This is a genomic window from Mucilaginibacter sp. UR6-1, from assembly GCF_020880975.1.
Lineage (GTDB): Bacteria > Bacteroidota > Bacteroidia > Sphingobacteriales > Sphingobacteriaceae > Mucilaginibacter.
Genome location: NZ_JAJIWP010000003.1, coordinates 38,874 through 65,783 on the forward strand (window position 1 = coordinate 38,874; position 26,910 = coordinate 65,783).

The window sequence follows — 26,910 nt, forward strand, 5'->3', positions numbered from 1 at the left end:
GCCGAAAGCGGGGCGTTTTGCTTTAATGCCGCTGCGGATAAAAACTGTATCATAACCGTACGCTCCATGTTACATAAGCGAACAGGAAATCAATGTTGTTTTGTTGTAAGTTATTGATATGTAGTTATTTATTGTTTTGGTATGTTATTCATATATTAATGGCATAATCACAATTAAAAAAAGCAGAACAACTATGCTGTCATTACAACATATTTCAAAATACTACCAAACAGGGGGCAACAAAGCCTATGTGCTTAATGATCTGAGCCTGGATATTGACCAGGGCGAGTTCGTATCCATCATGGGGCCGTCAGGTTCGGGCAAATCAACGTTGCTTAACATCATTGGTATGCTTGATGAACCAACCAACGGTTACCATTATTTTATGGAGCAGCCCGTACATCAGTTAAAGGAAAAACAACGCTCGGCATTGTACAAGCAATATATAGGCTTTGTGTTCCAGGCCTACCATCTGATAGATGAGCTTACCGTTTACGAGAACATTGAAACCCCGCTCATCTACCAAAATATAAAAGGTGCGGAGCGCAAGGCCCTCGTGGCCGATATGCTTGACAGGTTTAACATTGTAGGTAAAAAGGATCTGTTCCCGGCGCAGCTATCGGGCGGGCAGCAGCAACTGGTGGGTATTGCCCGTGCGCTTATAGGTAAACCAAAATTACTTTTGGCAGATGAGCCTACGGGTAACCTCAACTCAAAACAGGGTGAGGAAATTATGGAACTGTTCAGCAAAATAAATAAGGAAGACGGCGTAACCATTATCCAGGTAACCCACTCCGAAAAAAATGCCGAGTACGGCTCGCGCATCATCAACCTGCTGGATGGCAGGATAGAATCAACTACAACACTCTGATATTCATGCGATACTTTTTATATATTATAGTTATAGCCTTTGTTTTAACAGGCGGCACCGCGCAGGCACAAACCGATACGGTGTATAGCTTGCAGCAATGCCTTGATATTGCTATCCGCAACAACCTCGATGTTAAAAAAAGCGAACTTGAAATGGAGCGCCAGCGCATTTACTGGAAACAAGCAAGGCTCAATCTGCTACCAACCATTAACGGCGCTGTTGACCATTCTATCAACAATGGCCGTAGCCAGAATGCGGATCTTACTTACGTTAACGCGCAAATTACTAACGCAAATTATAACCTTAACAGTAACCTGGTGCTTTTTGATGGTTTAGCCATGTTCAGCAGCATTAAACAAACTGCATTGGCCTATCAGGCCGGACAAATGGATTTTCAGGCAGCAAAGAACAGCATCAGCCTTAATGTTATAACCACCTATCTGGCCATGCTTAATAATGAGGACCAGGTAACACAGGCCGAAACCCAGGTTCAGGTATCGCAACAACAGGCCGACAGGTTAGCCGTGCTCAATCGTGATGGTAACGTTACCCCTGCCGAGTTTTACAATTTACGAGGACAATTAGCAAGCGATCAGCTATCGCTTATCACCGCTAAAAATAACCTGATCGCCTCCCGGCTTAATTTGCTTGAGCTGATGAATATCCCTTATAATAAAAATATAAAATTTGAACGCCTGAGCGCTGATGAATTGCCCGCGGCTTACAAAACTACCCAGGATGATGTTTATAATACCGCGCTGAAAGATCTGGCGCAGGTTAAAGCGACTGAATTGCGGGTGCAAAGTTCTCAGAAAGCGGTTAAAGCAGCCAAAGGACGGATTTTCCCTACTTTGAGTTTTTATTCGGGCGTGTTTACCCAGTACTCGAGCGGGTCGGCAGGAAGTTATACAAGCCAGTTCCGTAACAACTATAACACATCTTTCGGGTTAAACCTGTCTATTCCTTTTCTTAACGGTTTTAAACGCAGGAACGATGTAGCGCTTGCAAAAATAAACCTGCAGGAATCACAATATGTTGATTACACTACCAAGGTAAAGCTGAAGCAAAATGTTGAGCAGGCCTATGCCAACATGTCGTTGGCTATGGAACGCTATAAAATTCAGGCCGACCAGGTGGCGGCTTATGCGGAGGCTTTCCGTACTACCGAGATCAGGTTTAATGCCGGTGCTGTTACTTCGGTTGAATTTGTTATCGCCAAAGGCAACCTTGACCGCTCTCGCACCAACCTCATTATTGCCCGGTACGATTACTTTATCCGCACCAAAATATTAGATTATTACCAAAACCGGTTATCATTTAATTGATAGCATACTTTTTTCACAATTGTTAAGCCTTTGCCTGCACGGCAGAGGCTTTGTTTGTTACTACTCTTTACAGTTGTTATCAAATAGTAAAAAAAGTGTCTGCCATCGTATTTAAACCTAACCTTTTTCGGGCAAAATCAGTTTAAAGGATGGAGGCTTATTGTAACATATACAATTTGCTTGCATTTTTTAAAATTATAGGGCAGGTATATGAAAAAACTGGTACTCGTAACTTCTGTTTTTGTGTTGATGATGGCCGCGTGCAAAAAAGATCCGGCCGATTTTAGCGGGTATGAAAATATCATTGCATCAGTTGATAGCTATCAGCCGCTTGTTAAAGGGAGTTATTGGGTATATGCCGAGGCCATAGGTTCAACAACCGATACCGTAACCAAAACTTTAAATGGTAATACAGTGACGGTGAACGGCGTGGTATATTATGAGGCTAATGTACTTTCGGAGCAAAACGGCAGCTCAAAAGAATATTATTACTCTGACGGGCATAGCTATTACACCCGCAAGCAGGATGCGCTTTTAGGTGCCGAACCGGTTAATTTTTATTATTTGGTTGATACTGCCAAAATCAACACCGGCTGGACCGGCCGGCTTACCCCAAGCGGTACGATAGAAGGGCAGGAGGTTATGCAGGTAGGCTATATGAAAAACCCCGATACGACCCGTAAAGTGCAGGGCAAGGATTATAGCAAAGTGGTAAGCACGGGCGTATCTGTATCGGCCAAGCTGGATGATGGAAGCTATGCTTTGCTTTACACCTACAATAATTATATGGTTAAAGGCATAGGCACTATACAAACCGACGTTCAGCAGGGCGACAGGCTGATCAGTACTACCAGCCTTGTGAGATATCATATTCCGGAGATTCCTGAAAAGTAAATCAAACAACCTTACGGCCGATTTTGTAATTTAGTATCCGCAAAAAACGGATACTGGCACCATGCTTAAAAAGCTAACCATAAATAATTACGCGCTGATTGATAACCTGGAGATCAGCTTTGATAAAGGCCTCAACATCCTCACCGGTGAAACCGGTGCGGGTAAGTCTATTATATTGGGTGGCCTGTCGCTTATATTAGGGCAGCGCGCCGAAAGCCGCTACTTTTTTAACCAGCAAAAAAAGTGCATTATTGAAGGTTTGTTTAAGGTGGATAGCCTTGATATAAAGGAATTTTTTACTGATAACGACCTGGATTATGAGGCCGAAACCGTGCTGCGCCGTGAAATATCGGCCGATGGAAAATCGCGCGCCTTTGTTAATGATACCCCTGTAAACCTGGCCACGTTAAAGCAGTTGGGCGAAAAGCTGATCGATATACACTCGCAACATGCTACGCTCGAAATAAACGACCCCGAATTTCAATTGATGGTGGTTGACGCTGTTGCCGGTAATGCCGTGCAACTGGAGGCTTATCAAACTAAATTTAAGCTATACCGTGCCGAAAATAACCGCTTAAAGCAACTGATAGAAGATAGTGAAAAGGCTAAGGCCGATCTTGATTACTACCAGTTTCAGTATGATGAACTGGAAAAGGCCGGGCTTGCCGCCGATGAGCAGGAACAATTGGAGCAGGAGTTATACACCTTAAACAACGCCGAAGAAATAAAGCGTAACCTGCTTGGCGCTAATTATTTGTTACAGGATGGTGAAGCCGCTGTGTTAGCACAACTAAAAGAAGCCGGACTGCAGCTATCAGCATTAGAGAAATTTAACCCCGAAATAGAGGATCTGCATAACCGTTTAAATAGTACGGTTATTGAACTGAAAGATATAGCTGCCGAAATTGAAAACCTGGAGCAGCGCACCTTTACCAATGAGGCCCGCGCCACGGAGGTTAACGACAGGTTAAGCATAATTTATAATCTGCAAAAAAAACATCGCGTAAGCAGTAATGCCGAACTGCTGCAATTGCAGGATGATCTGTCGGGCAAAATACAGCAGGCCATATCCAGTGATGATGCTATCGAAAAGCTGCAGAAAGAGATAACCGCTATAAAAAAGGAACTGGAAAAACAATCCGCCGAACTATCAGCAAAGCGGGCCAAAGCTATCCCCTCAATACAAAAACAAGTGATAACTACCCTTGCGGAAATGGGCATGGCTAACTCCGTATTACAAATAGAGCTAACCACTACGGTTGATTTTATTAAAACCGGAACCGATAATGTGCGTTTCCTCTTCTCGGCTAATAAAGGGCATACACCCGGCGAAATGAGCAAGGTAGCATCAGGCGGTGAGCTCTCGCGGGTGATGCTGAGCATTAAATCGCTGGTGGCGCAATATACGGCCTTGCCAAGTATTATTTTTGATGAGATAGATACCGGTGTATCCGGCGAGGTAGCCAACAAGGTAGGCCAGATCATGGAGCGTTTAGCCGCCAACCTGCAGGTAATCACCATAACGCACCTGCCGCAGATTGCCAGTAAAGGGCAGCGCCACTTTTTTGTATATAAGGATCAACAGGGAGATATTACCTACAGCCGCATAAAGGAATTGGCCGAGCAGGAGCGCGTACTCGAGATTGCCAAAATGCTAAGCGGCGACAAGCCCGGCGAAAGTGCCCTGCAAAACGCAAGGGAGTTGCTTTCTTTGTGAGTTTTTATGAGTTTGCAGTTACCGGTGGCATTTTGCTTTTAGTTATCAGTTCGCAGTTATTTGGTTAAAAAGCCAACCGCCAACTGTCCACTGCAAACCGTCCACTGCCCACTGGTAACTGCAAACTGCCAACTGTAAACTGAACACCGTCAACTGAAAAAATAATTATAACTTTACCCCGATTATAAAAAACTCATATAATGGCTTATAATTTATTAAAAGGTAAAAAAGGGATAATATTTGGTGCCCTTAACGAGCAATCAATAGCCTGGAAGGTAGCACAGCGCGCCGTACAGGAAGGTGCCGAAATAGTATTAAGCAATGCCCCTATAGCCTTGCGCATGGGCGAATTAAACAAATTGGCCGAAGAATGCAATGCCCCGGTTATTGCAGCCGATGTTACCAGCAATCAGGATATTGAAAACCTGCTTACCAAAACGCAGGAGCATTTTAATGGCGGTGTTGATTTTATACTGCACTCCATAGGCATGAGCGTTAACGTGCGCAAAAGCATCCCTTATCCTGAAAATAATTACGATTATACCTTTAAAGGTTTTGATATATCAGCCCTGAGCTTACACCGCATATTGCAGGAAGCCATGAAAAAGGATTTGATTAACGAGTGGGGTTCAGTTGTGGCGTTAAGCTATATTGCAGCCCAGCGTTACTTTCCGGGTTACAATGATATGGCTGATAACAAAGCCGTATTAGAAAGCATTGCCCGTAATTTTGGTTACGAGTACGGCATGAAAAAGAATGTACGCGTAAACACCATATCGCAATCACCAACCCGCACTACTGCAGGCTCGGGTGTTAAAGGCTTTGATGGCTTTATTGAATTTGCTGAAAAGATGAGTCCGTTGGGTAATGCCAATGCCGATCAGTGTGCTGATTATGTGGTTACCCTGTTCTCTGACCTTACCCGCATGGTAACCATGCAAAACCTGTTTCATGATGGTGGTTTTTCATACACCGGCGTAACACAGGCCGTTATCGATCAGATGGGTAAATAATAATACTTATATTTAATCAATATCAAAGGGCCTTGTTGTTATACAAGGCCCTTTTTTATACGCGGTTACCGGGTATTTGGTATACGGTATATTATGGTTAAATTTGAATTACAAACCATCTGCTTATGTCGTCATACACTGATATTGAACTGGTAAATAACGAGGCTATCCACAATTTTGAATTTGTTGTAGAAGGCTATCGCGCTTTTGTTGATTACATAAAAAAAGGCGACAAATATTACCTTGTACATACCGAGGTGCCCCAGGAGCTTGAAGGCAAAGGCGTAGCCTCGGCATTGGTTGAAAAGGTATTTCAGTACATTGAGGGCCAGGGTGCCAAAATTGTGCCGCTATGTGTTTATGTGCAAGGCTTTTTAAAGCGGCACCCGGAGTGGAGCAGGGTAGTAGCATAGCTATTGCTTACTTCGCTTCTTCCTCTTTTTTCTTATCCTTTTCGTCGTCTTTATCCTTATCTTTTTTGCGGTTGCGGTTTAGTTTAATCTTTACCTTTCCATCGTCACCATCGGCGGCAAGCAGGTGCAGTACTATGCCCTTCATGCGTTTTTTGCGGCGTTCTTCGGGGTCGGTTATTTTATAATCATCCTTAGGGTTACGCAACGGAACGTCAATAGCTATATTAGTGCCTGTGCCTAATGAATAAACACCGGCCATATCCACATTCAGTACGCTCGAACTGATCTGCATTGGCCTGATGTTGATCTTTTCGCCACGCAAATCAAAAGTACCATTCAACTGCGGGAAGGTGATATTATCCAGATCGCGGAAAGGGAACGCGAATTTACCCACGCTCTTTATAGGGTCGAATGATTTTAAAGCGCCATTCTTTAGATCGAACGACAAGGTACCGAATACAGACCGCGGCACCAGGCTGCCATCATTGGTAATGCGCCCTTTTACGCTGGCGTTTGAACTGAGAAAACCTGTCAGGTTTTTGCTGGTAAGGCTGCTCAGGCCAAAGTTATCAAACGCGTAAAAAAAGGTGCTTATGTTAACATGGTTCACCTTTGTTTTTATATCGAACGAGTTAGCCGGTCCATCCTGCTGCACACGGCCGCTTATGTTAAGTGAGCCACCGGCATGTTTAAGGCTGATGCTGTTGATGGTAACGCCATTATCGGTAAGTTCGGCACTGGCAATGGCATCCGTAGCCAGAAATTTTTTATAGTATACTTTTTCAACCAGCATGTGAAGTTCGGCGCTGGCCTTTTCAAATACATCATTCAGTTGCTCGGCAAGGTTACCGTTGTTGGTGCGTTTTTTCGGCATTTTGCGTACATAGCTTTTCTTATTTAAAAAGCCTAAAAACTCACCCAGGTATAATTGCGGACTGCGAACATACCACGTTAGCACCATCTTCTCCGGATCTTTGTAATACAGGTTCAAAAAGTTCTTTACCCGCCCATCCATTTTTACAATACTGCGGCCGCTTTGTAATTGTATGTTTTTAAATAACAAGTCATTATCGGTAAAGTATAATGATAACGATGAATTTTTAAGATTAAGCCCCCGCGGTACATAGGTCATATCAGCGTTTTTTATGTTAATGGCACCGCGGAATACCGGCTTGTTTAACTGATAATCCACAATATCGGCCTTATAGTGCAGGTTGAGGTCGGCAACGCCTTTGTTAAATTTAAGCGGATCGCCCTCAAAAACATTGTTCAGCTTAGCTACATCAAATTTGGAGCGGAATGCGCCCGAAGCGATAGGTTTGATCAGGTTAACGATGGTTGTAGTATCCATTGTAAAAGGCATACCTTTATAATTACCTGTAAAATTATACAAGCCTATGGCTGAGTTTTCGTCGCCTAATTCTTTACCTTTTTCATAGCCATTAGTAAACATGCCATTAAAGCTGCAGTTTTCCATCACACCTCCGGGTGTTTTAAGGGTAGTATTGCTAACCTTGCAGCGCACATTAATGGCCGGATCGCCGCCACCGCCAAAATCGCCTACTAAAGAGGTGGTAACTTCAAGCGGTTTTGATATGCTGAACATATTTAGTTTAGTGGCTATGTTAGGAGCCAGTACATTAGCGGCATGTTGCCATAGCAATTCGTCAACTTTTATATTAATGGTGAATTTTACAGGATCTTTAGCCGTTTCAAACTTAGCGCCTATAATAAACGGATCTTCGCCAATATTTAATTTGTTGGGTGCTACGGTTATCACACCATCCTTTTCAGTGTACTGAATATCGAACGGTCCGCGTAACTGTTTGTCCTTTAAAAAGCTGCCCCGTTTGGTATTAAAGGCAAGGCTTTTAACTTTGGTATCCAGGTTTATTTTAGCTTTCCAGCCACTGCTTGGGTAATCAACCTTACCTTTAAGGGAGTTTACATAGAAGCTGAATAACTTATTGGCCTTTTGGTTATTTAAGGAAAAGGCAACCTTGTTTAAGTCAATACGTTTGATGATAGCTGCCGCACCTTCATCGCTATCTTTATTTTTATCGGCATCAGGTTTAGGTTTGCCTTTCTTAAAAACAGCCGTGTTGCTATAGCCTGTGCTGTCGGTAAAAAAGTCGATAGATGCATTATTTATACTGATCTTCTGTATGTTAACGTTGCCTGCTATCAATGAAAGGGCATTTACGGCTACTTCTACATCACCGGCCTGTAAAAGCGTATGCTTGTGTTTTGGCCATTGATTATCTTTTAATGATACATTTTTTAGCGATACCGCCACATTAGGGAATGCCGAAAAAAAAGTAGGATCAAGCTCGCCGATTACCAGCTTACCATCAATGCTTTTATTAACGGTTTGGGTAATAAGGGTTAATACCTTTTGTTTGTTAAAGGTGATGTATAGCGTTGCCGCAATAAATAAGAGCAGTATAAGTGCTAATATTCCACCCAATACTTTCAGGGTAGTTTTAATCCATTTAGGCATATGTTACAGGTGATTAGAAAATATTACACCAGTTAGTGCAAAAGGTGTTCCAATCAACCGGCCTAAACAATTAAGGAATAGGTTAGCCTTTAAGATGCTGCCATATCACATCAAAAACATCCGGCGCGTTCAGGGTACCCGCCACTGCATTATCAGTAATCAGTACAGGTTTATATTGATTGGCTACGTTAACCCTTCCGTGTGATCCTTTGATCAGAGTAGCATCCAGCGGTATTACATCCATTACATACCTGAAGCCTGCCTTTTTACGCAACAGCTTGTACCCGGCACGTGCCTTTGAAGTCATGAACATTTCAACCGGATCGTAACCCGGTTTTTTGTGGATATCAACCACGCGGGCATAGTCGGGCGCTACGGCATCATCCAGCCAAAAATAGTAGGTAAACCAGCTATCCTTATCGGCCATCACTACAAGGTCACCAGCGCGATCATGGTCAATATGGTATTTGGCCTGCTCCTCACGGTCAAGCACCAGTTCAACACCTTTAACAGATTTAATGAGGCTTTTTACTTTTTCAGTAACTGATGGGTCATTGATGTAGATATGAGCTATCTGATGATCGGCCACGGCAAACGCTTTTGAGGCACCCGCATCCAGTAGTTCCAAACCGCGCTCTACGCGTATGCCCAGCAGATCATGCTGGCGCAGCAAACGGTTCAAATGTATGGGGTTATTTACCGGAGCGATGCCGTACTCCGAAAGCAGGATGATCTTTGCGCCTTTTTGCTCGTAAAACGTAACCAAATCTTTCACCACATCATCTATCTCTTTTAATTCAGGTGCTATTTTAGCAATATCCGGTCCGAATTTTTGCAGGCAATAATCCAGGTGTGGCAGGTAGATAAGCGTGAGGGTAGGGTTGTGCAGATCATCCGTATGCATAGATGCATCAGCTATCCAACGCGTCGATTTAATATTAGCGCCCGGCCCCCAGAACTGAAATAACGGGAACTGCCCCAGCTTAGTTTGCAACACATCGCGCAATTCAGCCGGGTGCGAATAGCAATCGGGCATCTTACGGCCATCGGCCAAATAATTTGGGCGTGGTGTAACCGAATAATCAGCGTTTGAATACATATTGTACCACCAAAACATCATGGATGTGGTAAAGGAGGGATCTTCCTTTTTGGCTTTGTCCCATATTTTTTCACCGTTAACCAGTTTGTTCGATTGTTTCCAGAATTTTACCTCGCTATCCACCCTGTCATACCAGCCGTTGCCTACAATGCCGTTATCCGCTGGCCATTTGCCGGTTAGGTAAGCCGACTGTACCGAGGTGGTAACCGCGGGCAAAAGCGGCTCAATGGTAGTAAGGTTTTTTTTAGCGATATATTGTTTCAGGAAGGGGGTATGCTCGCCAATAACCGAGGTTGACAGGCCAACAATATCAATAACAACCGTTTTATTCATAGGTACGAATGTATTAAATGCTTAGTTTGTTTTTTACCCACGCCAACTCTCTGCTGATGGATTGCGCCATGGGTACTTTTAACTCCTGTGGCAATACGCCCCAGGTATAAGTTTCAGCTTCGAGGTGATTGGTGAACGGTTTGTTCTTCCAGATTTCCAGCACCTCGCTTATGTCACTCTGGGTTGATTGTAGCAGGCCAAAATCTTCCAGAAATATCGGCACGTGAAAATGCGCGCGCCATTCTGCGGCGTCATCTTTCAGCAGCAGGGCATCTGTCAGGTCGGGGTAGCGGGCAAGCTGCCCGTCATGCAACCGGGCAATTACCTGGTGCAGGTAGGTGGGCTCATCAAATTTGGCAAACTCATCCAATATGGCTTGTTTGTTATCCGGTTCGCCAGTAAAGGTAGCCTTAAGGGCAGCGCTGATCTGTATCTTGCCCGTAACTATGCCTTTGGCCTCCAGTTCATCTATCACCGCCTGATGCGGCTCATAACCAATGGCGAAGTGGCAAACATCATAACATAGGGTGATATGGCGCTTTATCAGTGCTTCGGCTTCATGAGCTAACAGGTCGCGCTTCTCCGCAAAATGGGTAATGCCGTGCGGCAGTAAAACATGCTCATACCAGTCAATAAATTCACGGCCGGTTTCCAATATGCCATCCGGCTCCGGTTCAATATCCAGGTGCAGTAGAATGCCGGTTTGCTCATAGATATTGCTTAACTCCTCGGCCACCAACAATATTTTTTTTGTGGCGACAAGTTTGGCCTCTTCCATTTCAACGCCGGTATCAAACCAATGCTTGTAGCTTAACGGAGAGGTGGAGATACCGCCTTCCATGCCTTCAGGAATCAATGCGGTAAGGATATGGAATAAACGCAGGGTATAGGCTAAACGGTCACTGGTTGTCCAGTCGGGCGCATGTACCTGGTCTTTTACCACGGTATCATGAAAGCCCCAGTACGGAAAGCCGTTCATGGTAAATACGTACGCGTTGTTATCAAACAGCCATTCCTTAAACTGCTGCATGTTATCGCCCATCAATATTTCCAGACTTGCCTGATTAGACAGGCGCAGGCCGATACCCATTGGCTTGTCAGGAGATAACTGCGCCTTAACCTCCGGAAAGTTTTGTTTTAAGGCAGCGAAATGATCGGCCCAGCTCTCGCCGGGATGTATATTGGTGCAGTAGGTTAAATGCGCGTTATTGATCTGCATAGGTAGATAACGTTTATTGCAACTGGTGTTGCTGTGTATCTGTTAAAATATGGCCGGCTTGTTCAAGCAGGGCGGTATCCATTTCGTGTACTTCCTGCCCACGGCCTATAGCGGTAAGCAGCATAATGGTAAGCTGCCCGCCCAGGTGTTCCCTGAATTCCTCAAGGCCATCCAGTATCGGGCTGTTGCCCTCATTTACCTGCAATAGCGAATGGGTAACCTCAAAGCCTAAATTAAGCAGCAGTTGAATTACCCTTTGGCTTTCAGCCGATGTAAGGCGACCTGAAAGGTTTGAATAAACCGTATCCAACGCTATGCCCATGGCAACGGCTTCGCCGTGCCTTACCTCAAAATTGCTCAGATACTCCAGCTTATGTGCGCTCCAGTGGCCAAAATCCAGTGGGCGCGATGAGCCGCTCTCGAACGGGTCGGCACCGGCAATATGTTCCATGTGCAGCTTGGCGCAGCGCCAAACCAATTGGTTCATTACGGTCATGTCACGTTCAGCCAGGGCTTGTGCGTTGGCTTCAATCCAGTTAAAAAAGTCGGCATCCTTTATCAGGGCTACCTTAATAGCTTCGGATATGCCCGAACGCCAGTCGCGGTCGCTAAGTGTGGTCAAAAATTGCTCATCATTAAACACCGCTACCGGCGGCACGAACGTGCCCAGAAAATTCTTTTTATTAAAATAGTTGATACCATTTTTTACCCCGATGCCTGAGTCGTTTTGCGATAGCACCGTTGTAGGTATGCGGATATGCTTAATGCCCCGGTGCGATACAGCCGCGGCATAGCCCACCATATCGAGTACCGAACCGCCGCCAATGGCCGCTATGTATGAGTGACGGTCGATGCCGTAAGTATTTACCGCTTCAACCACCTGGTCGAAATAAGTGGTATCATTTTTTACCTGCTCGCCACCGGGAATGATCAGGATATGATCAACCAGTTTTACCGTGTTGTTAGCTGCAAAGTAAGCTTTGATGTTTGCTGTTAATTGCGGATGCGCCTGGGCTACACCCGCATCAATCACAAAAAATATTTTACGCTGTACGGCAGTATTTACCTGCGATAAAAAATCGTTGAAAATGCTATTGCCGGCTTCAAAAAGCCCGGCGGTGAAAAGTACTTTATATTCAAATTTTACAGTGAACGACTGTTGTAAATGCTCCATTAAAGCTCCGAATCAAAAAACGTTAAAAAATAAAATCAGGTAACGGCAAATATTTTAGCCAGCCACATGGATAATGGTAACAGGCAGGCTATCAATAAAGCTACGAAAAATGTGCTGAATGTTGCCGCCCAAGCCGCATCCATCAGGATGAGCGATATTACACCTGCCTTTACAGCCGCGCCTATATTTTTACCAACAGGTTGTTGAATAGCCTTTAATAACGGACGGAATATAATCCAGATGAAAGGTATCAGAAAAACCGAGGTTAATAATAGCGTTCCGTTACGGTAACCAAAATAGGCGATGATGCCCGCCACAATGCCGTATAAGCCTGAAGCGATGTACAAATTGCCCTTGCTGCCCCCATGCACCTCACCGCGGCTTATCATCGTAATACAAAATATATAGATGATGGGCACCACGGCCAGCATGTACCAATGCTGCAATACATCAGGCAGTATGCTGATGCCTAACAGCAGGTTCAACCCACGGCAAAGCCCCATATTAAGCGGCCCGAAAAAGGGATGATGCTTGCTGATCCTGTTATAAAGCAATGCGAAAAAGGCGATGGCTACAGCCAATATACCCGACATGACTCCGCAAAAAACGGCTGCTGTAATACCGGTTATCAACAATACACTGCCCAATGTTGCGGCAGATGCTTTGCTGATGATGCCGCTTGGAATGGCACGCTCGGGGCGCTCAATTTTATCCAGCTCGGCATCAAAAACATCATTAAATACAATGCCGCCACCATACAGGCAGGCGGTTGAAAAGCATAATAATAGTGTGGTTGATAAATAACCAAGCATCATGAAAGCGCCCGGGTCAGCAAATATGCCGGTGATGGCTATGCCCGCCAGCACATCAGCTACGGAGGTAACGATGTTGGCCGGGCGCATCATGCGCAGGTAACTGATGGTTTTACTCAAAACAATTAACTGATAATGATGGACGATTTATCTACCCTTGGCTGCTGGCCGCCGCGTAAAATGCTGTTGCCCTCAAACCTGGCGCTTTGGTCAATGTTCACACCAAAGTCGGCTTCATCAATTTGTCCGCTTTGGGCAAAGGCAGTTATCGCGTTGCGGTAAGTTACCAGTTCAATATCTTCGGCACTGATGCCATTTAATTTCATCAGGGCGGCGGTTTTGGGTACGGCCAGCGGATCGCTGATGCCCCAATCGGCAGCCGAATTGATCATGATCCGTTCAGAGCCATATTGCTTCACCACCTCAACCATACGCTGGTTGCCCATTTTGGTGAACGGATAAATGGTAAATGCCGCCCAGAAACCACGGTCAAGCACTTCCTTTACCGTTTCCTCATTATTATGATCGATAATGACCGTATACGGATCAAGGCCATGTTCAATAGCGATATCCATGCTGCGCTGGGTACCATGTTTTTTATCGCGGTGCGGGGTATGTACCTGTACAGGCAAACCCGCCTCTTTAGCCAGATCCAGTTGCAGGCGGTAATATTTTTCTTCGGCAGCAGTTTGGTCGTCAAAGCCTATTTCGCCAACGCCAACCACGCCATCTTTATAAACAAACAGCGGCAGTATTTCCATTACCTGCTCGGCAAGGGCTTCATTATTAGCCTCACGTGAGTTAAGGCCGATTGTGCAATAGTGCTTAATGCCAAATTGCGATGAGCGAAAACGCTCCCAACCTACCAGGCTGCTGTAATAATCGCGAAAGCTATCAATACCAGTACGTGGCTGGCCCAGCCAAAAGGCAGGCTCAATCAGTGCTACCACACCTGCATCGGCCATAGCCTGGTAATCATCCGTAGTGCGCGATGTCATGTGCACATGCGGGTCAAAAAATTTCATGCCTTTAACGGCGCTTATATCAAATGCCTCGGGTTTTTGGCCCGGAAGCGGTTTATCTTCAAATGAATGGCTGCAGCACATAATCGTTCAATTTATTGGTGTTATTAAATGGTACTGTATTGTTGTTTAACGGCATTCACTATGCCGGCATCGGTAAATGGCGAAGCCAGATGCCATAGTTCAGGCACTACACTGCGGCCAGCGGCACCGCGCTCGCGGGCAAAATCCATCAGTATACGGGCAAGTTCGGGATTGTTACGATCGTTAAGGCCGGTTATCAGATCCAGGCGCTTGTCGGTAAAAATGGCTTTCATCACCAGTTGGTTCCAGGCGGCTTCGGGCAGGTATTCGGCCGGGTAGGGATTATGGTACATAATAGCCTCCAACACACTCCCAATATTGCTGCGAATGCCTTCGGCACAACGTTTTACCAAAAAATCCGGATAAGCTAAAATTGGCAATGCTGAATATAAAGCTACCAACTCATTCATCTCGGCGGCTAAAAACAGGTTCTCAATTACGGCGAAATAATGCTCCCTGTTTGTGGCATCGGCCTGCAACAACAGGTATACACGGCCAAGGCGGTCTGCGGTCCAGCCCTCGATAACAAAGCCCGGGCGGATGGTGTTCAACTGTTCGGCCTGTTCAGTAGTTATGGTAATAACTGCTTTGCCTGTTTTACGGGGCATCATGGCAAAGGCCGCGTTAAAATTCGCAGTGTTGTTAATATCGCCTTGTTTGCTTAACCATGTCCAGGCATCAAGCTTAATATTGTTTTGAATTATAGTGGCAAGCAAATGCCTTAATGCCTCAGTATCGTACCCAAACATAGCTTTTATACGGCCAAAAAGTTAATTAATAAAGCCCCGGCAATAATCAGCAGCCCGAAAAACTCGCGTGTTTTTTCGATGTAAGGCTTTTCGGCCTGCATGCTTTCAACCAGGCTTGGTTTGTTGTATTTACTTATCCAGTCGCGCACGCCATCTTTCTGAAAAAACAGCAATACGGCATATATCAGGTAAAACGCGATGAGTAAGAGATATATAGTAGGATAAACAGTACCAGCGGCGGCAAATCCGCAGCAAGCTGCGGCGCTCAGGTAAATGGGCACCCACAGGTACCAGTCAACATCATTAAAGTTGAGATAAGCGAAGCCTATAAAAGCGATGCAGAAAATGATATTTAATACGATCAGCATAATCCAGGGATACCGGTAAATTTGTTATTATAAGGGCTTTTACCGATAGTAGCAAAGCTAAATTAGTTATTATAAAGTTTATGCAATGTAATTATTCATAAATGTTACATGGCGGTTTATATTTGCGTTATGCTACACTCCCTGTTAAAAACAACCCTGCTTATTGCCCTATTTGCCTTTACTGCATTCTCGGCATCAGCACAAAAAGTAATTGAGCCCAAAGATACGCCTGCCGAATGGTCAAAGCCATATCAGCCGTTCCGCATTGCGGGTAACCTGTATTATGTGGGTACTTATGATCTGGCGAGCTACCTTGTCGTAACACCTAAGGGAAACATCCTGATCAACACCGGATTGGCTAACTCTGCTGATATAATAAAAAAGAATATCGCTACCCTGGGTTTTAAGTTTAAGGATATAAAAATACTGCTCACCACCCAGGCCCATTATGATCACTTAGGGGCCATGGCTGCCGTTAAAAAGCAAACAGGCGCTAAAATGATGGTTGATGAGGCCGACGCGCAGGTAATGGCCGATGGCGGTAGCAGTGACTATGCTTTAGGTAATGGCGTTAGTACCTACGTGCCTATTAAAGCCGACAGGATATTGCACGATAAGGATAGCATTATATTGGGAGATACAAAACTAACTATGTTGCACCACCCCGGGCATACCAAGGGCTCATGCAGCTTTTTGCTGGATGTAAAGGATGCGGTGCGCACTTACCGCGTGCTGATAGCTAACATGCCAAGCATCGTAACCGAAAAGAAATTTGGCGAGGTGAGCGAATACCCGGCTATTGAAAAGGATTATGCTTACACTTTTGATGCTATGAAGAAGCTTTCGTTTGATATATGGGTGTCATCTCACGCCAGTCAGTTTAACTTGCATACCAAACACAAACCCGGCGATACGTATAACCCGGCAGCTTTTATTGATCTGAAAGGCTATGATACTTACCTTGCCGAACTGGATGTGGAGTTTAAAAAGAAAAGGGCAGAGTGATGGTAAACTGCTATGCCTGCCTGCAGCATAGTACAAGTGTTGATTTTACGGTGATTTGTCGTTCAAAGGCAAAATAATTATGGTTGCCATATGACAAAATTAAATGTTTAACCATTTAATTTTGGCCGCACAATAAAACGTAAAATCACTATGAGTTTAATAAAAAATTTGAACTGGCGTTATGCCACCAAAAAAATGAACGGAGCTGTAGTTCCGCAGGAGAAACTGGATTATATATTGGATGCCGCCCATTTGGCACCATCATCATCAGGCTTACAGCCTTATAAAATATTTGTAATATCTGACCGCGAGGTGCTGGCTAAAATAAGAGCTATCGCTTTTGATCAAAGCCAGATAACCGATTGTTCACACCTGCTGGTTTTTGCCGCATGGGATAAGTACACGTATGATCGTATGGGAGAAGTGTTTAAACGTACCGTGCAGGAGCGTGGGCTGCCTGATGATGCAATGAATGCTTACCTTGACAGAGTTTGGAGTACGTATGAACCATTAGGCCAGGAATGGCATGCTGCACACGCTGCTAAGCAATCATATATAGCTTTAGGTTTGGCCATAGCCGCCGCTGCCGAACAAAAGGTAGATGCTACACCAATGGAAGGGTTTTTACATGAGCAGCTTGATGAAATATTAGGCTTAGCCGGGCAAGGGCTGAAAAGTGTTACCCTATTGCCTTTAGGCTACCGCGATGAAGCTAACGACTGGCTGGTGAACCTGAAAAAGGTACGTACCCCTGTTGAAGAGTTTATTACTGAGGTTAAATAAGCAAATACCTTATAAATAAAAACGGAGCGCCCGCATTATTGCGGCGCTCCGTTTTTGTTTTAGTATAAAAGTATTACTGTTTTTTGATCTCAACACGGCGGTTAAGCGCACGGCTTGCCTCGTCAGTATTGCTTGATATTGGTTTGCTTTCGCCAAAACCTTTAACAGTAAGCCTGTTGGCGCTTATGCCACTGTTGGTAAGGTAAGTTTTTACCGAGTTGGCACGCTCAACTGATAGGTCCATATTGTGTTTCTCTGAACCTTCGGCTGATGAATGGCCATCCAGCATAAATGATACCGCGTCATCCTTTTTCATTTCGGCAACGGCCTTGTCAAGCAGCGCGTACGAGTCGGTTTTCAGTATACCTGAGTTAAATTCGAACTGTATGTTGCTAAAATTATAGTTTGGCGCTGCCGGCGGCGGTGGCGGAGCCGGGGTTTCTTCTTTTACGGGCGGTGGCGGCGGCGGAGTAGCAGGTTTTTCAACCGGCGGTTTTGGCGGCGGTGGCGGCGCTACTACGGCTTTCTTTGATTTACAGGCCGGCATTGCTGCTACCGAAGCGGCAATAAGCAAAATGCTGCCATATTGTTTTAGTGACTTCATTGTTAAAGAAATAGTTTAAAGTTGAAAACGGGTTTTTACAGGCATTTATTGCCGCCGCCTAAGTTAAAGGTTTTGTATAAAGTATCTAACATAGCTTAAAAACTTCTTTGCGGGCACTTTACATTGTAAGTATTGTTGAGCATTATGCCGATCACAATTTCGTGCGAGCCCTTGCTTACCGCGTTGAGGCTGGACGTAGTAATATCGTACGAATATCCAACATTGATAAGCGAGCTCAGGTTAAAGCCCGCCAATATGCCAAACGAATCATTTTTACGGTAAGAGCCGCCCACCCAAAAATCATCGCGAAACGCGAGTTTCATATTTACATCATAGGTAGTAGGGGCGGGGTCAATAAATTTTACCAGTACTGAGGGCAGCAGGGTCAAATCATCCGTCATGTATAAACGCAGGCCACCGGTAAATAAAAAATGCGGCACGGTTTTACTTTGATTATAGCTGGATGAAAAGATGCTTTGCGATAGTGCTTGCTGTACCGAAAAGCCTGTATAATAGTTAGGCCCATAAAGTAACACGCCCGCGCTAACATCAGGGTTCCATTTGCTGTTATTACCATTGTTAATGGCCGGGTCTATCGGGTTTTCAACCGTGATCTCTGAGCTGTTTATGGAGTACTGGTTAACTCCCGCTGTTATACCTACCGCCAGGTTTGAGGTTGGCGATAAACCTAAGTGATAAGCATAGCTGCCCGCGATAGTATTTTGTGATATAAGTCCGGCTTTATCAGTAATGAGTTGCAGGCCTATGCCGTGGTGTGGTTCGGCTGCCATGTAAGTGCGCAGGTACGATCGTTCATTTGGGTTGCCGCTGCCTGCGCCGCCATTTAAAAAATTTTCTCCTAAAGGGGCGTTTATGGTAAGGTAAGTAGTTTTTGGCGCGCCATCAAGGCCTGTCCACTGGCTGCGGTGGCCCAATTTAAGGTCTACATAATTTTCAATACCCGCAAAAGCCGGGTTAACCAGGTAGTTATTAAAAGGGTATTGTGTGTACTGTGGTTTTTGCTGTGCCTGCACGCATACCATTAATAATAGCAAAATGCCGGTTAAAACAGGAGTAATATAGCGTGATAAAGCCGACAATTAAGTTAATTAAACTGGTAAATAAAAGGTGCTGTCCAATTTAATAATTAAAAGTTGATGGATGCAAGTAAATGCCTTAGTTTGTTACAATTGGCTTTCAAACAACATGGTTTTTACTTTGAGCACTGCGGCTACCGTCATGCTGTCGGTTATTTCGCCACGGCAAACCATTTGGTAAACAGCATCAAAAGGTAGCTTTTTTATTACTAACTGTTCAGTTTCTTCGGGCTCGGGTTCAAACTGCTCCAGGTTACGAGCAAGGTAAATAATGGCCAGTTCATCGCTAACGGAATTGGAGAGATGCATGCGTTGTATCTCTGTCCACTCGGCCGCCTTCAGGCCGGTTTCTTCCAATAGTTCCCGCTTAGCGGAATCCAGAGGATCAATACCGATCACTCCTCCACCCTCGGGCATCTCCCAGCTATACTGCTCCAACGGGAAACGGTACTGCCCAACCAGGTAGGTATTCATCTCGGCATCCAGCGGTAAAACACCTATAGCCAGGTTCTTAAAACGTACCTTGCCATAAATGCCGGGATTGCCGGCCGGGTTGAGTACCTGGTATTCGGTTACGTTTATCCAGGGGTTATCGTATTTTTCATCATGCCCGGTTATGGTCCAGGGGTTTAAGGTAGGGTTTGCCATTAGGGGTAAATATAATGGTTTGTGCTGTTTATCCCCGCGGTTACAATAATTTAATACCGGCTCAGTATCTTCCTGTCTACATAAAAAGTGCCAAATGGAATAATGCAGGCTAATAAAACCTTCCAGGTGGTTTCGCTGAATTTCCAGCGCAGCTCAATACCGGCGCTGATAGTGTTCACTACAAATAGCAGGAACAACACACCATGCACCGGGCCAATGGCTTTTACCCATGAGGCATCATTAAAAATGTATTTAACAGGCATGGCAACAAAAACCAATACAATTAATGATAGTCCCTCAAGCAGGGCAAGCAGCCGCAGGCGGCCAATGTTTGTGTTTAACTGTTTAAGCATAAATTTAAAATGTGCGTAAAAGCGGCCTTTGTGCCAGTGGCGAAAAAGGCCAGGGTATACTGATGAGGATTATAATAAGAGCGATGGTAAACCACAAGGCCATGGTGCTGAATTTTTGCTGGTCGGTTTGGCGGCGTTTGGCTACTGATGAACCTACGGTAATGATAATGACAGCGAGCGTCATCATACCGATATGTATCATGCCGAAAAACAAATAGGGCAGTTGTTTTATCGCCTCGTGGTAATGCTGCCTGAAGTATAGTATAAACGGACTGTTAAAGTAAAGCACAAAACCTATGGCAAGCTGTACATGAGCAATAGTGGCCGTAATATGGCGCAGTTTGTCATCAGCAGTGGTAAACAGGCGTTTGCCCGGCAGGCCACGCAAGGCGTTAACTATGGCATAAAGTAACGAGGCAAGCACCAGCCAGCGCATTGCCGAATGCAAAAAAATAAGTATGGCGTACATGGTTAATATTTACGCAGCAAATTTCAACATTTAAGCAGCCGGTAGATAGGATGCATCAGGCCAACATCAGCATTTATCAATCGCGCGGTAGGCGGATGGGGTAACGCCTTCATAGCGTTTAAACAAACGTGTAAAGTAGGATGGATCATCAAGGCCGATACTGTGGGCTATTTCGCTAATGCTTAGGGTAGTTTGTATAAGCAATACTCTTGCCTCGGCAATTATGGCCTCATCTATCCATACCGACGGCGATTTTTGTGTAGCGTTCCTGATTATCTTATTGAGATGATTAGCGGAAATATGGAGCATCGCGGCATAATCAGTTACCAGTTTATGGGTACGAAAATAAGTGAAAACCAATTCTTTGAATTTATTTACCAAGCTGTTTGGCCGTGTATTGCCCTGAGTTAGCAACGGGGTGTATGCCCGGTTTATCTCGGTCAGCAAACTTAGCAGATAAGGTTGCAGTACATCGATGTTACTTAGTTTATTTTTGCTGTATTCGGCAACAAGGCGTTTAAACAACTGGTATATGTAGCGGCCTGTTTCGGCATCGGGTTTAATAAGCGGGTTTCCCCATATTTTTAAAAACTCAAAGCTGTGTAAAAGTTCGGCACTGCCAAATTTACCTGTTAACAAGCTATCATTAAAGTTGCAGATGTAACCTTTGTTAATATCACCGGGGGCGAATGAAAATACCTGCCCGGCGGCAACAACCAGCATTTGGTTAGTCCCAATAGTATAATTATTATTACCTACACCCATGTTGGCTTCGCCTTCGGTAATGTATAACAATGAGTGCGATGTTGCCCGTATTGCAGGCACCGGCCGCGCCAAATGCTTATACATATCCTCAACGGGTAATACAAAAAAGTTACCGGCAAGTGCCTTCATTTCCTCAACGGGCATAAAGCGCGAGGTAAAGGCCAGCGGATCATAAGTATTTATTCGGGTTGATGACATATTGAAACAGGCACCAACAAAAATAGCGACAGGCATTGCCCGTCGCTATCTCAATAAAATTTTATTACCGTTAAATTACAGGCCGAAGGCAGTTTTTACCGCGTCAACATAGTCCAGTTTTTCCCAGGTAAACAGTTCAACCTCTTTAGTTACCGATTTGCCATCGTGGCTAACAAAGGTTTTGCTTACGGTTTGGCTCTCTTTACCAAAGTGGCCATAAGCTGCGGTTTCGCTGTAAATAGGGTTGCGTAATTTAAAGCGTGTTTCAATCGCGTATGGGCGCATATCAAATATAGCTTCAACTTTTTTGGCTATCTCGCCATCGTTAACACTTACTTTGCTGGTTCCGTAAGTGTTTATGTAAATGCCCATAGGTTGCGCCACACCAATAGCGTACGATACCTGTACCAATACCTCGCTGCAAACACCGGCAGCTACCAGGTTTTTAGCAATATGGCGGGTAGCGTAAGCGGCTGAGCGGTCAACCTTTGATGGATCTTTACCCGAAAAAGCGCCACCGCCGTGCGCGCCTTTGCCGCCATAGGTATCAACAATGATCTTACGACCGGTCAGGCCTGTATCGCCATGCGGGCCGCCGATAACGAATTTGCCTGTAGGGTTAATATGGAATTTGATGCCATCATTAAACAAATGGGCGTATTTTGGATATTTAGCCTTAACACGGGGTATAAGTATACCTATAATATCCTTACGTATTTTAGCCAGCATGGCTTCTTCGCTGTCAAAATCATCGTGCTGGGTTGATATTACGATAGAGTCGATACGGATCGGCTGATTATCATCGCTATACTCCAGCGTAACCTGCGATTTTGCATCAGGCCTCAAATACTTTATCTCGCTGTTTTCACGGCGGATAGCTGCCAGTTCAATCAGCAGCGCATGTGCCAGATCGAGCGCCAATGGCATGTAATTATCGGTTTCGCTGGTGGCGTAACCAAACATCATACCCTGATCGCCGGCGCCCTGGTCTTCCTTGTTTTGGCGCTCAACACCCTGGTTAATATCAGGAGATTGCTCGTGAATGGCCGAGAACACACCGCACGAGTTACCATCAAACATATACTCGCCTTTGGTATAACCAATTTGGTTAATTACATCGCGTGCAATTTTTTGAACGTCTAAATACGCTTTTGATTTTACCTCGCCGGCCAAAACAACCTGCCCTGTGGTAACCAAAGTTTCGCAGGCTACTTTTGATTCGGCATCAAAAGCCAGGAATTGATCGATCAGCGCGTCTGATATCTGGTCAGCAACTTTATCAGGGTGCCCCTCTGATACGGATTCTGAAGTGAATAAATATGGCATAAAAATCTTTAAATAAATATAATGTAAACAACCGGAAAGATGGGGGCGATAAAACGGAAACCCGGTAAAAAAAGGAGCAAACTTTAGCACTTTATTTACGTGGTTGCAATTCGCCGCGGTGAGGCAGCTTAAATCAGTCCACTTTCGGGCGGCTAAAATAAAACAATTTTTACAAAGCCGAAAATAACTTACTTTTGACCCGCTTAAATACAGGTTATTGAAAAAGAAAGTTTTATTTATTGTGAACCCGGTTTCGGGAGGTAAGAAGAAGGATGGGGTGCCGCAACTTATACGCAACTATCTTGACACGGCCCTGTTTGATGCCACGTTTAGTTTTAGCGAGGGTATTACCCATGCGCGCGAGCTGGCTAAGCAAGCCATAGGGCAGTATGATGTTGTTGTTGCCGTGGGCGGCGATGGTACGGTAAACGAGGTAGCATCAGCCATAGTTAACAGCGATACCGCTTTGGGCATTATCCCTTTCGGTTCGGGCAACGGGCTGTCGCGCTTTTTAGGCATACCTATGGATGTACGCGGCGCGGTTGAAACTTTCAATAAAACACGTGTTGAAACCATCGATTCGGCCTTGTTTAACGGGCAACCCTTTTTTAATATGGCCGGTTTGGGTTTTGATGCCCATATAAGCAATGTTTTTGCGCAAGGTAAAAATGCCAAAAAGCGTGGCTTTTACAGTTACTTTAAATCATCGGTACAGGAAATCCTGAACTATAAATCACAATCGTACCATATAGCTATTGATGGGCGCGAGTACGATAGGGAAGCCTTTATGCTGAGCTTTGCCAATTCATCGCAGTTCGGCAATAATGCTCACGTATCGCCCAAAGCCTCGGTGCAGGATGGTATGCTGGATGTTTGCGTGGTAAAACCCTTCCCGTTATATAAATTTCCGGAGATGGCGCTGCGCATGTTCAATAAAACGGCAGATAAGTCGCCCTACGTCGAGATCATCCGTGGTAAGCGCATCCATGTAACCCGTACAGGCCAGGGCCCTGCGCATTTGGATGGCGAGCCGCAAATAATTGGTACCGATGCCGAAATAAACATTATACCGCGCTCGTTAAACGTAATAGTAGGCGAGGGATTTGTAAAGGGCGATGATACCAAAAGTACCTGGGGTACTTTAGTAACCAGCAATAATAATTAACCATATTATTATCTGATAAGCGCTGAACAATTTGCCGCCTGTTATTGTAACCTTATACATAGCATGAAAAAGAACCAGAAGTACACCGGCGTGGTTTACTCAACCGACCCGGGTTTTCACTATAATGAAGCGGATAGCGGGCCGCAGGATACCCTTGCACCGCAGCAGCAAAATCTAAAAATACATCTCGACCGTAAAGGCGGCGGCAAACTGGTTACCCGTATTGTGGGTTTTATTGGTTTGGACAGCGATTTGGAAGCGCTTGGCAAAAAGCTAAAAGCCAAATGCGGCGTTGGCGGCAGTGCCAAGGATGGCGAGATTTTGATACAAGGCGATTTTAGGGATAAGATATTGGCCATGCTGCTGGCAGATGGTTATAAGGCTAAAAAAGCCGGCGGATAACCGTTTTATGCCATCGATTGCAAATTTGTTAAAAAAAGATATTATTTGCTTTTGATGGTATTATAAATAAAAATACAACTAAATTTACAGTTAATATACTAATTTACAGGCTTAAACGTATGTTAGTAATACTAAAATTGTTGCACAGTGGTAAAAATCTATCAGTTTAGTTACACACTTTTTGTAGGATAATTTTTGCTATTATTGAAAAAAATAATTTTCATTGTAAAAAATTATAGTTGCAACAAACAATATTTGGTACTGTACACGTTATTGTATTCCGCCATTTATCGAAACAATATTGCGGCTAATTGTTAAATAATTATTAAGAATAGCGGATTTTGATTTTTTTCCATTCCGAAAATTTTAATTTTGTTATTCGCTGAGTAAGCATATTAAACATAAAAAATAAACATAAACTAAAAACTAAATTTTACTGTAATGGCTAACGTACCATCAAAACCAAGTACTCCTGTTAAACAAGAAAGCTCAAGCTCATCGGGCATTTTCGCAACTCTTGCTATTCCTTTATGTATAGTAGTTGCTATCTGTATTTTTATTTTCGTATTAGGTCACCCAAGCCACTACAAAGGTGGTGATCCGGCTAATGAGCCTGAAGACGTTTTCGGTACTGTACACAAAGGTGGTCCGATTGTACCGGTTATCATCAGCTTCCTGTTGATGGTTATCGTTTTCTCTATCGAGCGTTTCATCGTTATTGGTAAAGCATCAGGTACAGGTAATGTTGATTCTTTCGTACGTAAAGTACAAAGCTTCCTTAACGCCGGTAACATTGAAGCTGCCAGCGCTGAGTGCGATAAACAAAAAGGTTCAGTTGCAAACGTGATCAAATCAGGTTTGAAAAAATATCGTGAGATCGAAAATGACCCAAGCATGGATGTTGAGCAAAAATCATTAGCTATCCAAAAAGATATTGAAGAAGCTACCGCTCTTGAAATGCCAATGCTTGAGCAAAACCTTACTATCATCGCTACCCTGGTATCTATCGGTACATTATTCGGTCTGTTAGGTACGGTTGTTGGTATGATCGGTGCGTTCTCTGAGCTTGCTACATCAGGTGCTCCAAACCAGGCTGCTCTTTCTTCACACATCTCTGAAGCCTTGATCAACACTGCGTTAGGTATCTTTACATCAGCTTTATCAATCATTATGTACAACTTATTTACATCTAAAATTGATAAACTGACTTACGCTATTGACGAAACTGGTTTCAGCATCGTACAAACATTTGCATCGTCACACAAATAAAAAATATTATGCGCTTAACCGCCCATAATATGCGGGCGGTATAATTAATATAAAGCCTTAATATTTTAAATAGATAAGAAAATGCCAAAAGTAAAAGTAGCACGAAAAAGTACAGCGATAGACATGACAGCCATGTGTGATGTGGCGTTCCTGTTGCTTACCTTTTTCATATTAACTGCCAAACCAAGGGTTGAAGACCCGGTTCCGGTAGATGTTCCGGGCTCTGTGAAAGAGATACCCATTCCTGACGATAACCTTGCTGTAATAACTGTTGGTTCTGGTAAAGCTTTCTTCTCAGTTGAAGGTAATGACGTGCGCAGGCAGGTATTACAACAAATGGGCGAAAAATATGGCCAGCAATTCACTCCTGAAGAGTATGCACGCTTTGAGGTATTGCCTGTATTTGGTGTGCCGATAGGTAACTTAAAGCAGTTTTTGAATATGGATGCTGACCAGCGCAAAAGTTATCAGCAACCGGGTATTCCGCGCGATTCAGTAAGCGATGAGCTTTTCAACTGGATCCGTGAGTCGCGTATTGCTGCAAAAGCATTGCACAATACGGAGCTGCGTGTATCAATAAAGGGTGACAGCAAGGAAGAATATCCTGTAGTTAAAGATGTTGTAGCCATTTTGCAACGCCAAAAAGTCAATAAATTTAGTTTAATTACCACCTTGAGGGGTGCATCAAAATAAAATAAGATGGCAGAATTAGATACCTCCGGCGGGGGTAAGAAAAAAGGCGGGAAGGTAAGAAGTAAGAAAGCATCAACACGCGTTGACTTAACAGCGATGGTGGATCTGGCTTTCCTTCTGATCACCTTCTTCATGCTAACAACCACCCTGTCAAAGCCGAAAGCGATGGACATTGCCATGCCGGACAAGGACGAGAAGCAAGATCAGCAGCTTGATGTTGCCGCTTCACGTACCATGACGCTGCTGTTAGGTAAAGACGATAAACTGATGTGGTATATCGGCGAGCCAGGCAAATCAGCGCCCGAAGTGGCAAGCTATGGCAAAAAAGGCCTGCGCCAGATTTTGCTTGATAAAAGCAAAGAAGTGCAGGACAAAACAGGAAAATATATGTTCGTGATCTTAAAACCGAGCGATAAATCAGTTTACAAAAACATGGTTGACGCGCTTGACGAGATCGCAATCACCAATATCCAATCATACGGTATTGTTGATATATCACCTGTAGAAGTTAACCTGTTGAAAGAACAGGGCTTATATTAA

General features: G+C 44.3%; 28 protein-coding genes. 13 read left to right on the forward strand and 15 right to left on the reverse strand.

Going from position 1 to position 26,910, the window contains the following annotated elements; genetic code table 11:
* The first annotated feature begins 193 nt into the window (after nucleotides 1–193).
* The 6 genes from LJ707_RS10580 (at nucleotide 194) to LJ707_RS10605 (ending at nucleotide 6,233) form a co-directional block, all read left to right on the forward strand.
* A complete protein-coding gene (locus LJ707_RS10580) occupies nucleotides 194–871 on the forward strand; it encodes an ABC transporter ATP-binding protein (protein WP_228950802.1) in 678 nt (225 codons plus the stop codon).
* A gap of 5 nt (nucleotides 872–876) precedes the next feature.
* Entirely contained in the window at nucleotides 877–2,196 is a 1,320-nt protein-coding gene (locus LJ707_RS10585; RefSeq protein ID WP_228950803.1) for a TolC family protein, read from the forward strand.
* 210 nt (nucleotides 2,197–2,406) lie between these two features.
* Nucleotides 2,407–3,090 (forward strand): hypothetical protein, encoded by a 684-nt coding sequence (locus tag LJ707_RS10590; protein WP_228950804.1) that lies wholly within the window; start codon nucleotides 2,407–2,409, stop codon nucleotides 3,088–3,090.
* Between the two features lie 61 nt (nucleotides 3,091–3,151).
* Nucleotides 3,152–4,807, forward strand: coding sequence for a DNA repair protein RecN (gene recN / locus LJ707_RS10595; protein ID WP_228950805.1), 1,656 nt, complete (start codon nucleotides 3,152–3,154; stop codon nucleotides 4,805–4,807).
* A 200-nt stretch (nucleotides 4,808–5,007) separates the two neighbouring features.
* A complete protein-coding gene (locus tag LJ707_RS10600; RefSeq protein ID WP_228950806.1) occupies nucleotides 5,008–5,820 on the forward strand; it encodes an enoyl-ACP reductase in 813 nt (270 codons plus the stop codon).
* A 125-nt stretch (nucleotides 5,821–5,945) separates the two neighbouring features.
* Nucleotides 5,946–6,233 carry a GNAT family N-acetyltransferase gene (locus LJ707_RS10605; protein WP_228950807.1) on the forward strand — a complete coding sequence of 96 codons (288 nt, stop codon included), beginning with the start codon at nucleotides 5,946–5,948 and terminating at the stop codon, nucleotides 6,231–6,233.
* A 7-nt stretch (nucleotides 6,234–6,240) separates the two neighbouring features.
* On the opposite strand, the gene LJ707_RS10610 is transcribed toward LJ707_RS10605, so the two are convergent.
* From LJ707_RS10610 to LJ707_RS10645, 8 genes are all read right to left on the reverse strand, one after another.
* Nucleotides 6,241–8,733, reverse strand: coding sequence for an AsmA family protein (locus LJ707_RS10610; RefSeq protein ID WP_228950808.1), 2,493 nt, complete (start codon nucleotides 8,731–8,733; stop codon nucleotides 6,241–6,243).
* Nucleotides 8,734–8,815: 82 nt separating this feature from the next.
* Nucleotides 8,816–10,165, reverse strand: a complete 1,350-nt coding sequence (locus tag LJ707_RS10615) for an alkaline phosphatase family protein (RefSeq protein ID WP_228950809.1) — start codon at nucleotides 10,163–10,165, stop codon at nucleotides 8,816–8,818.
* 13 nt (nucleotides 10,166–10,178) lie between these two features.
* Nucleotides 10,179–11,384: a metabolite traffic protein EboE gene (gene eboE, locus LJ707_RS10620; RefSeq protein WP_228950810.1), complete on the reverse strand. Its 1,206-nt coding sequence runs from the start codon at nucleotides 11,382–11,384 to the stop codon at nucleotides 10,179–10,181.
* Nucleotides 11,385–11,397: 13 nt separating this feature from the next.
* Nucleotides 11,398–12,558 carry a 3-dehydroquinate synthase gene (locus LJ707_RS10625; RefSeq protein WP_228950811.1) on the reverse strand — a complete coding sequence of 387 codons (1,161 nt, stop codon included), beginning with the start codon at nucleotides 12,556–12,558 and terminating at the stop codon, nucleotides 11,398–11,400.
* 35 nt (nucleotides 12,559–12,593) lie between these two features.
* Entirely contained in the window at nucleotides 12,594–13,490 is an 897-nt protein-coding gene (eboC, locus tag LJ707_RS10630; RefSeq protein WP_228950812.1) for a UbiA-like protein EboC, read from the reverse strand.
* 5 nt (nucleotides 13,491–13,495) lie between these two features.
* Nucleotides 13,496–14,476: a TatD family hydrolase gene (locus LJ707_RS10635; RefSeq protein ID WP_228950813.1), complete on the reverse strand. Its 981-nt coding sequence runs from the start codon at nucleotides 14,474–14,476 to the stop codon at nucleotides 13,496–13,498.
* 23 nt (nucleotides 14,477–14,499) lie between these two features.
* Nucleotides 14,500–15,225 carry an EboA domain-containing protein gene (locus LJ707_RS10640; protein ID WP_228950814.1) on the reverse strand — a complete coding sequence of 242 codons (726 nt, stop codon included), beginning with the start codon at nucleotides 15,223–15,225 and terminating at the stop codon, nucleotides 14,500–14,502.
* A gap of 5 nt (nucleotides 15,226–15,230) precedes the next feature.
* Complete coding sequence (locus tag LJ707_RS10645) at nucleotides 15,231–15,593, reverse strand: transmembrane 220 family protein (RefSeq protein ID WP_228950815.1); 363 nt, start codon at nucleotides 15,591–15,593, stop codon at nucleotides 15,231–15,233.
* Between the two features lie 129 nt (nucleotides 15,594–15,722).
* Here LJ707_RS10645 and bla point away from each other — a divergent pair, with 129 nt between their 5' ends.
* Entirely contained in the window at nucleotides 15,723–16,598 is an 876-nt protein-coding gene (gene bla, locus LJ707_RS10650) for a subclass B3 metallo-beta-lactamase (protein ID WP_228950816.1), read from the forward strand.
* A 150-nt stretch (nucleotides 16,599–16,748) separates the two neighbouring features.
* A complete protein-coding gene (locus LJ707_RS10655) occupies nucleotides 16,749–17,381 on the forward strand; it encodes a nitroreductase family protein (protein ID WP_228950817.1) in 633 nt (210 codons plus the stop codon).
* A gap of 73 nt (nucleotides 17,382–17,454) precedes the next feature.
* Here LJ707_RS10655 and LJ707_RS10660 read toward each other — a convergent pair whose 3' ends face one another.
* The 7 genes from LJ707_RS10660 to metK form a co-directional block, all read right to left on the reverse strand.
* Nucleotides 17,455–17,985 carry an OmpA family protein gene (locus tag LJ707_RS10660; RefSeq protein ID WP_228950818.1) on the reverse strand — a complete coding sequence of 177 codons (531 nt, stop codon included), beginning with the start codon at nucleotides 17,983–17,985 and terminating at the stop codon, nucleotides 17,455–17,457.
* Nucleotides 17,986–18,080: 95 nt separating this feature from the next.
* The gene (locus tag LJ707_RS10665) at nucleotides 18,081–19,085 is read right to left on the reverse strand and encodes a type IX secretion system membrane protein PorP/SprF (protein ID WP_228950819.1); all 1,005 of its coding nucleotides are present in this window, start codon (nucleotides 19,083–19,085) and stop codon (nucleotides 18,081–18,083) included.
* Between the two features lie 84 nt (nucleotides 19,086–19,169).
* Nucleotides 19,170–19,730, reverse strand: a complete 561-nt coding sequence (locus LJ707_RS10670; protein WP_228950820.1) for an NUDIX hydrolase — start codon at nucleotides 19,728–19,730, stop codon at nucleotides 19,170–19,172.
* A 50-nt stretch (nucleotides 19,731–19,780) separates the two neighbouring features.
* Nucleotides 19,781–20,083 (reverse strand): DUF3817 domain-containing protein, encoded by a 303-nt coding sequence (locus tag LJ707_RS10675; protein ID WP_228950821.1) that lies wholly within the window; start codon nucleotides 20,081–20,083, stop codon nucleotides 19,781–19,783.
* Between the two features lie 4 nt (nucleotides 20,084–20,087).
* Entirely contained in the window at nucleotides 20,088–20,552 is a 465-nt protein-coding gene (locus LJ707_RS10680) for a hypothetical protein (RefSeq protein ID WP_228950822.1), read from the reverse strand.
* Between the two features lie 66 nt (nucleotides 20,553–20,618).
* The gene (locus tag LJ707_RS10685; RefSeq protein ID WP_228950823.1) at nucleotides 20,619–21,515 is read right to left on the reverse strand and encodes an AraC family transcriptional regulator; all 897 of its coding nucleotides are present in this window, start codon (nucleotides 21,513–21,515) and stop codon (nucleotides 20,619–20,621) included.
* Between the two features lie 75 nt (nucleotides 21,516–21,590).
* Nucleotides 21,591–22,841: a methionine adenosyltransferase gene (metK, locus tag LJ707_RS10690; RefSeq protein WP_228950824.1), complete on the reverse strand. Its 1,251-nt coding sequence runs from the start codon at nucleotides 22,839–22,841 to the stop codon at nucleotides 21,591–21,593.
* Nucleotides 22,842–23,058: 217 nt separating this feature from the next.
* On the opposite strand from metK, the gene LJ707_RS10695 reads away from it, so the two are divergent.
* The 5 genes from LJ707_RS10695 (at nucleotide 23,059) to LJ707_RS10715 (ending at nucleotide 26,910) form a co-directional block, all read left to right on the forward strand.
* Complete coding sequence (locus LJ707_RS10695) at nucleotides 23,059–24,006, forward strand: diacylglycerol kinase family protein (protein ID WP_228950825.1); 948 nt, start codon at nucleotides 23,059–23,061, stop codon at nucleotides 24,004–24,006.
* Nucleotides 24,007–24,069: 63 nt separating this feature from the next.
* On the forward strand, nucleotides 24,070–24,408 hold the full coding sequence (locus LJ707_RS10700) for a translation initiation factor (RefSeq protein ID WP_228950826.1): 339 nt from the start codon (nucleotides 24,070–24,072) through the stop codon (nucleotides 24,406–24,408).
* Nucleotides 24,409–24,849: 441 nt separating this feature from the next.
* Complete coding sequence (locus LJ707_RS10705) at nucleotides 24,850–25,677, forward strand: MotA/TolQ/ExbB proton channel family protein (protein WP_228950827.1); 828 nt, start codon at nucleotides 24,850–24,852, stop codon at nucleotides 25,675–25,677.
* Between the two features lie 81 nt (nucleotides 25,678–25,758).
* Nucleotides 25,759–26,370: a biopolymer transporter ExbD gene (locus LJ707_RS10710; protein ID WP_228950828.1), complete on the forward strand. Its 612-nt coding sequence runs from the start codon at nucleotides 25,759–25,761 to the stop codon at nucleotides 26,368–26,370.
* A 6-nt stretch (nucleotides 26,371–26,376) separates the two neighbouring features.
* Nucleotides 26,377–26,910: a biopolymer transporter ExbD gene (locus LJ707_RS10715; RefSeq protein ID WP_228950829.1), complete on the forward strand. Its 534-nt coding sequence runs from the start codon at nucleotides 26,377–26,379 to the stop codon at nucleotides 26,908–26,910.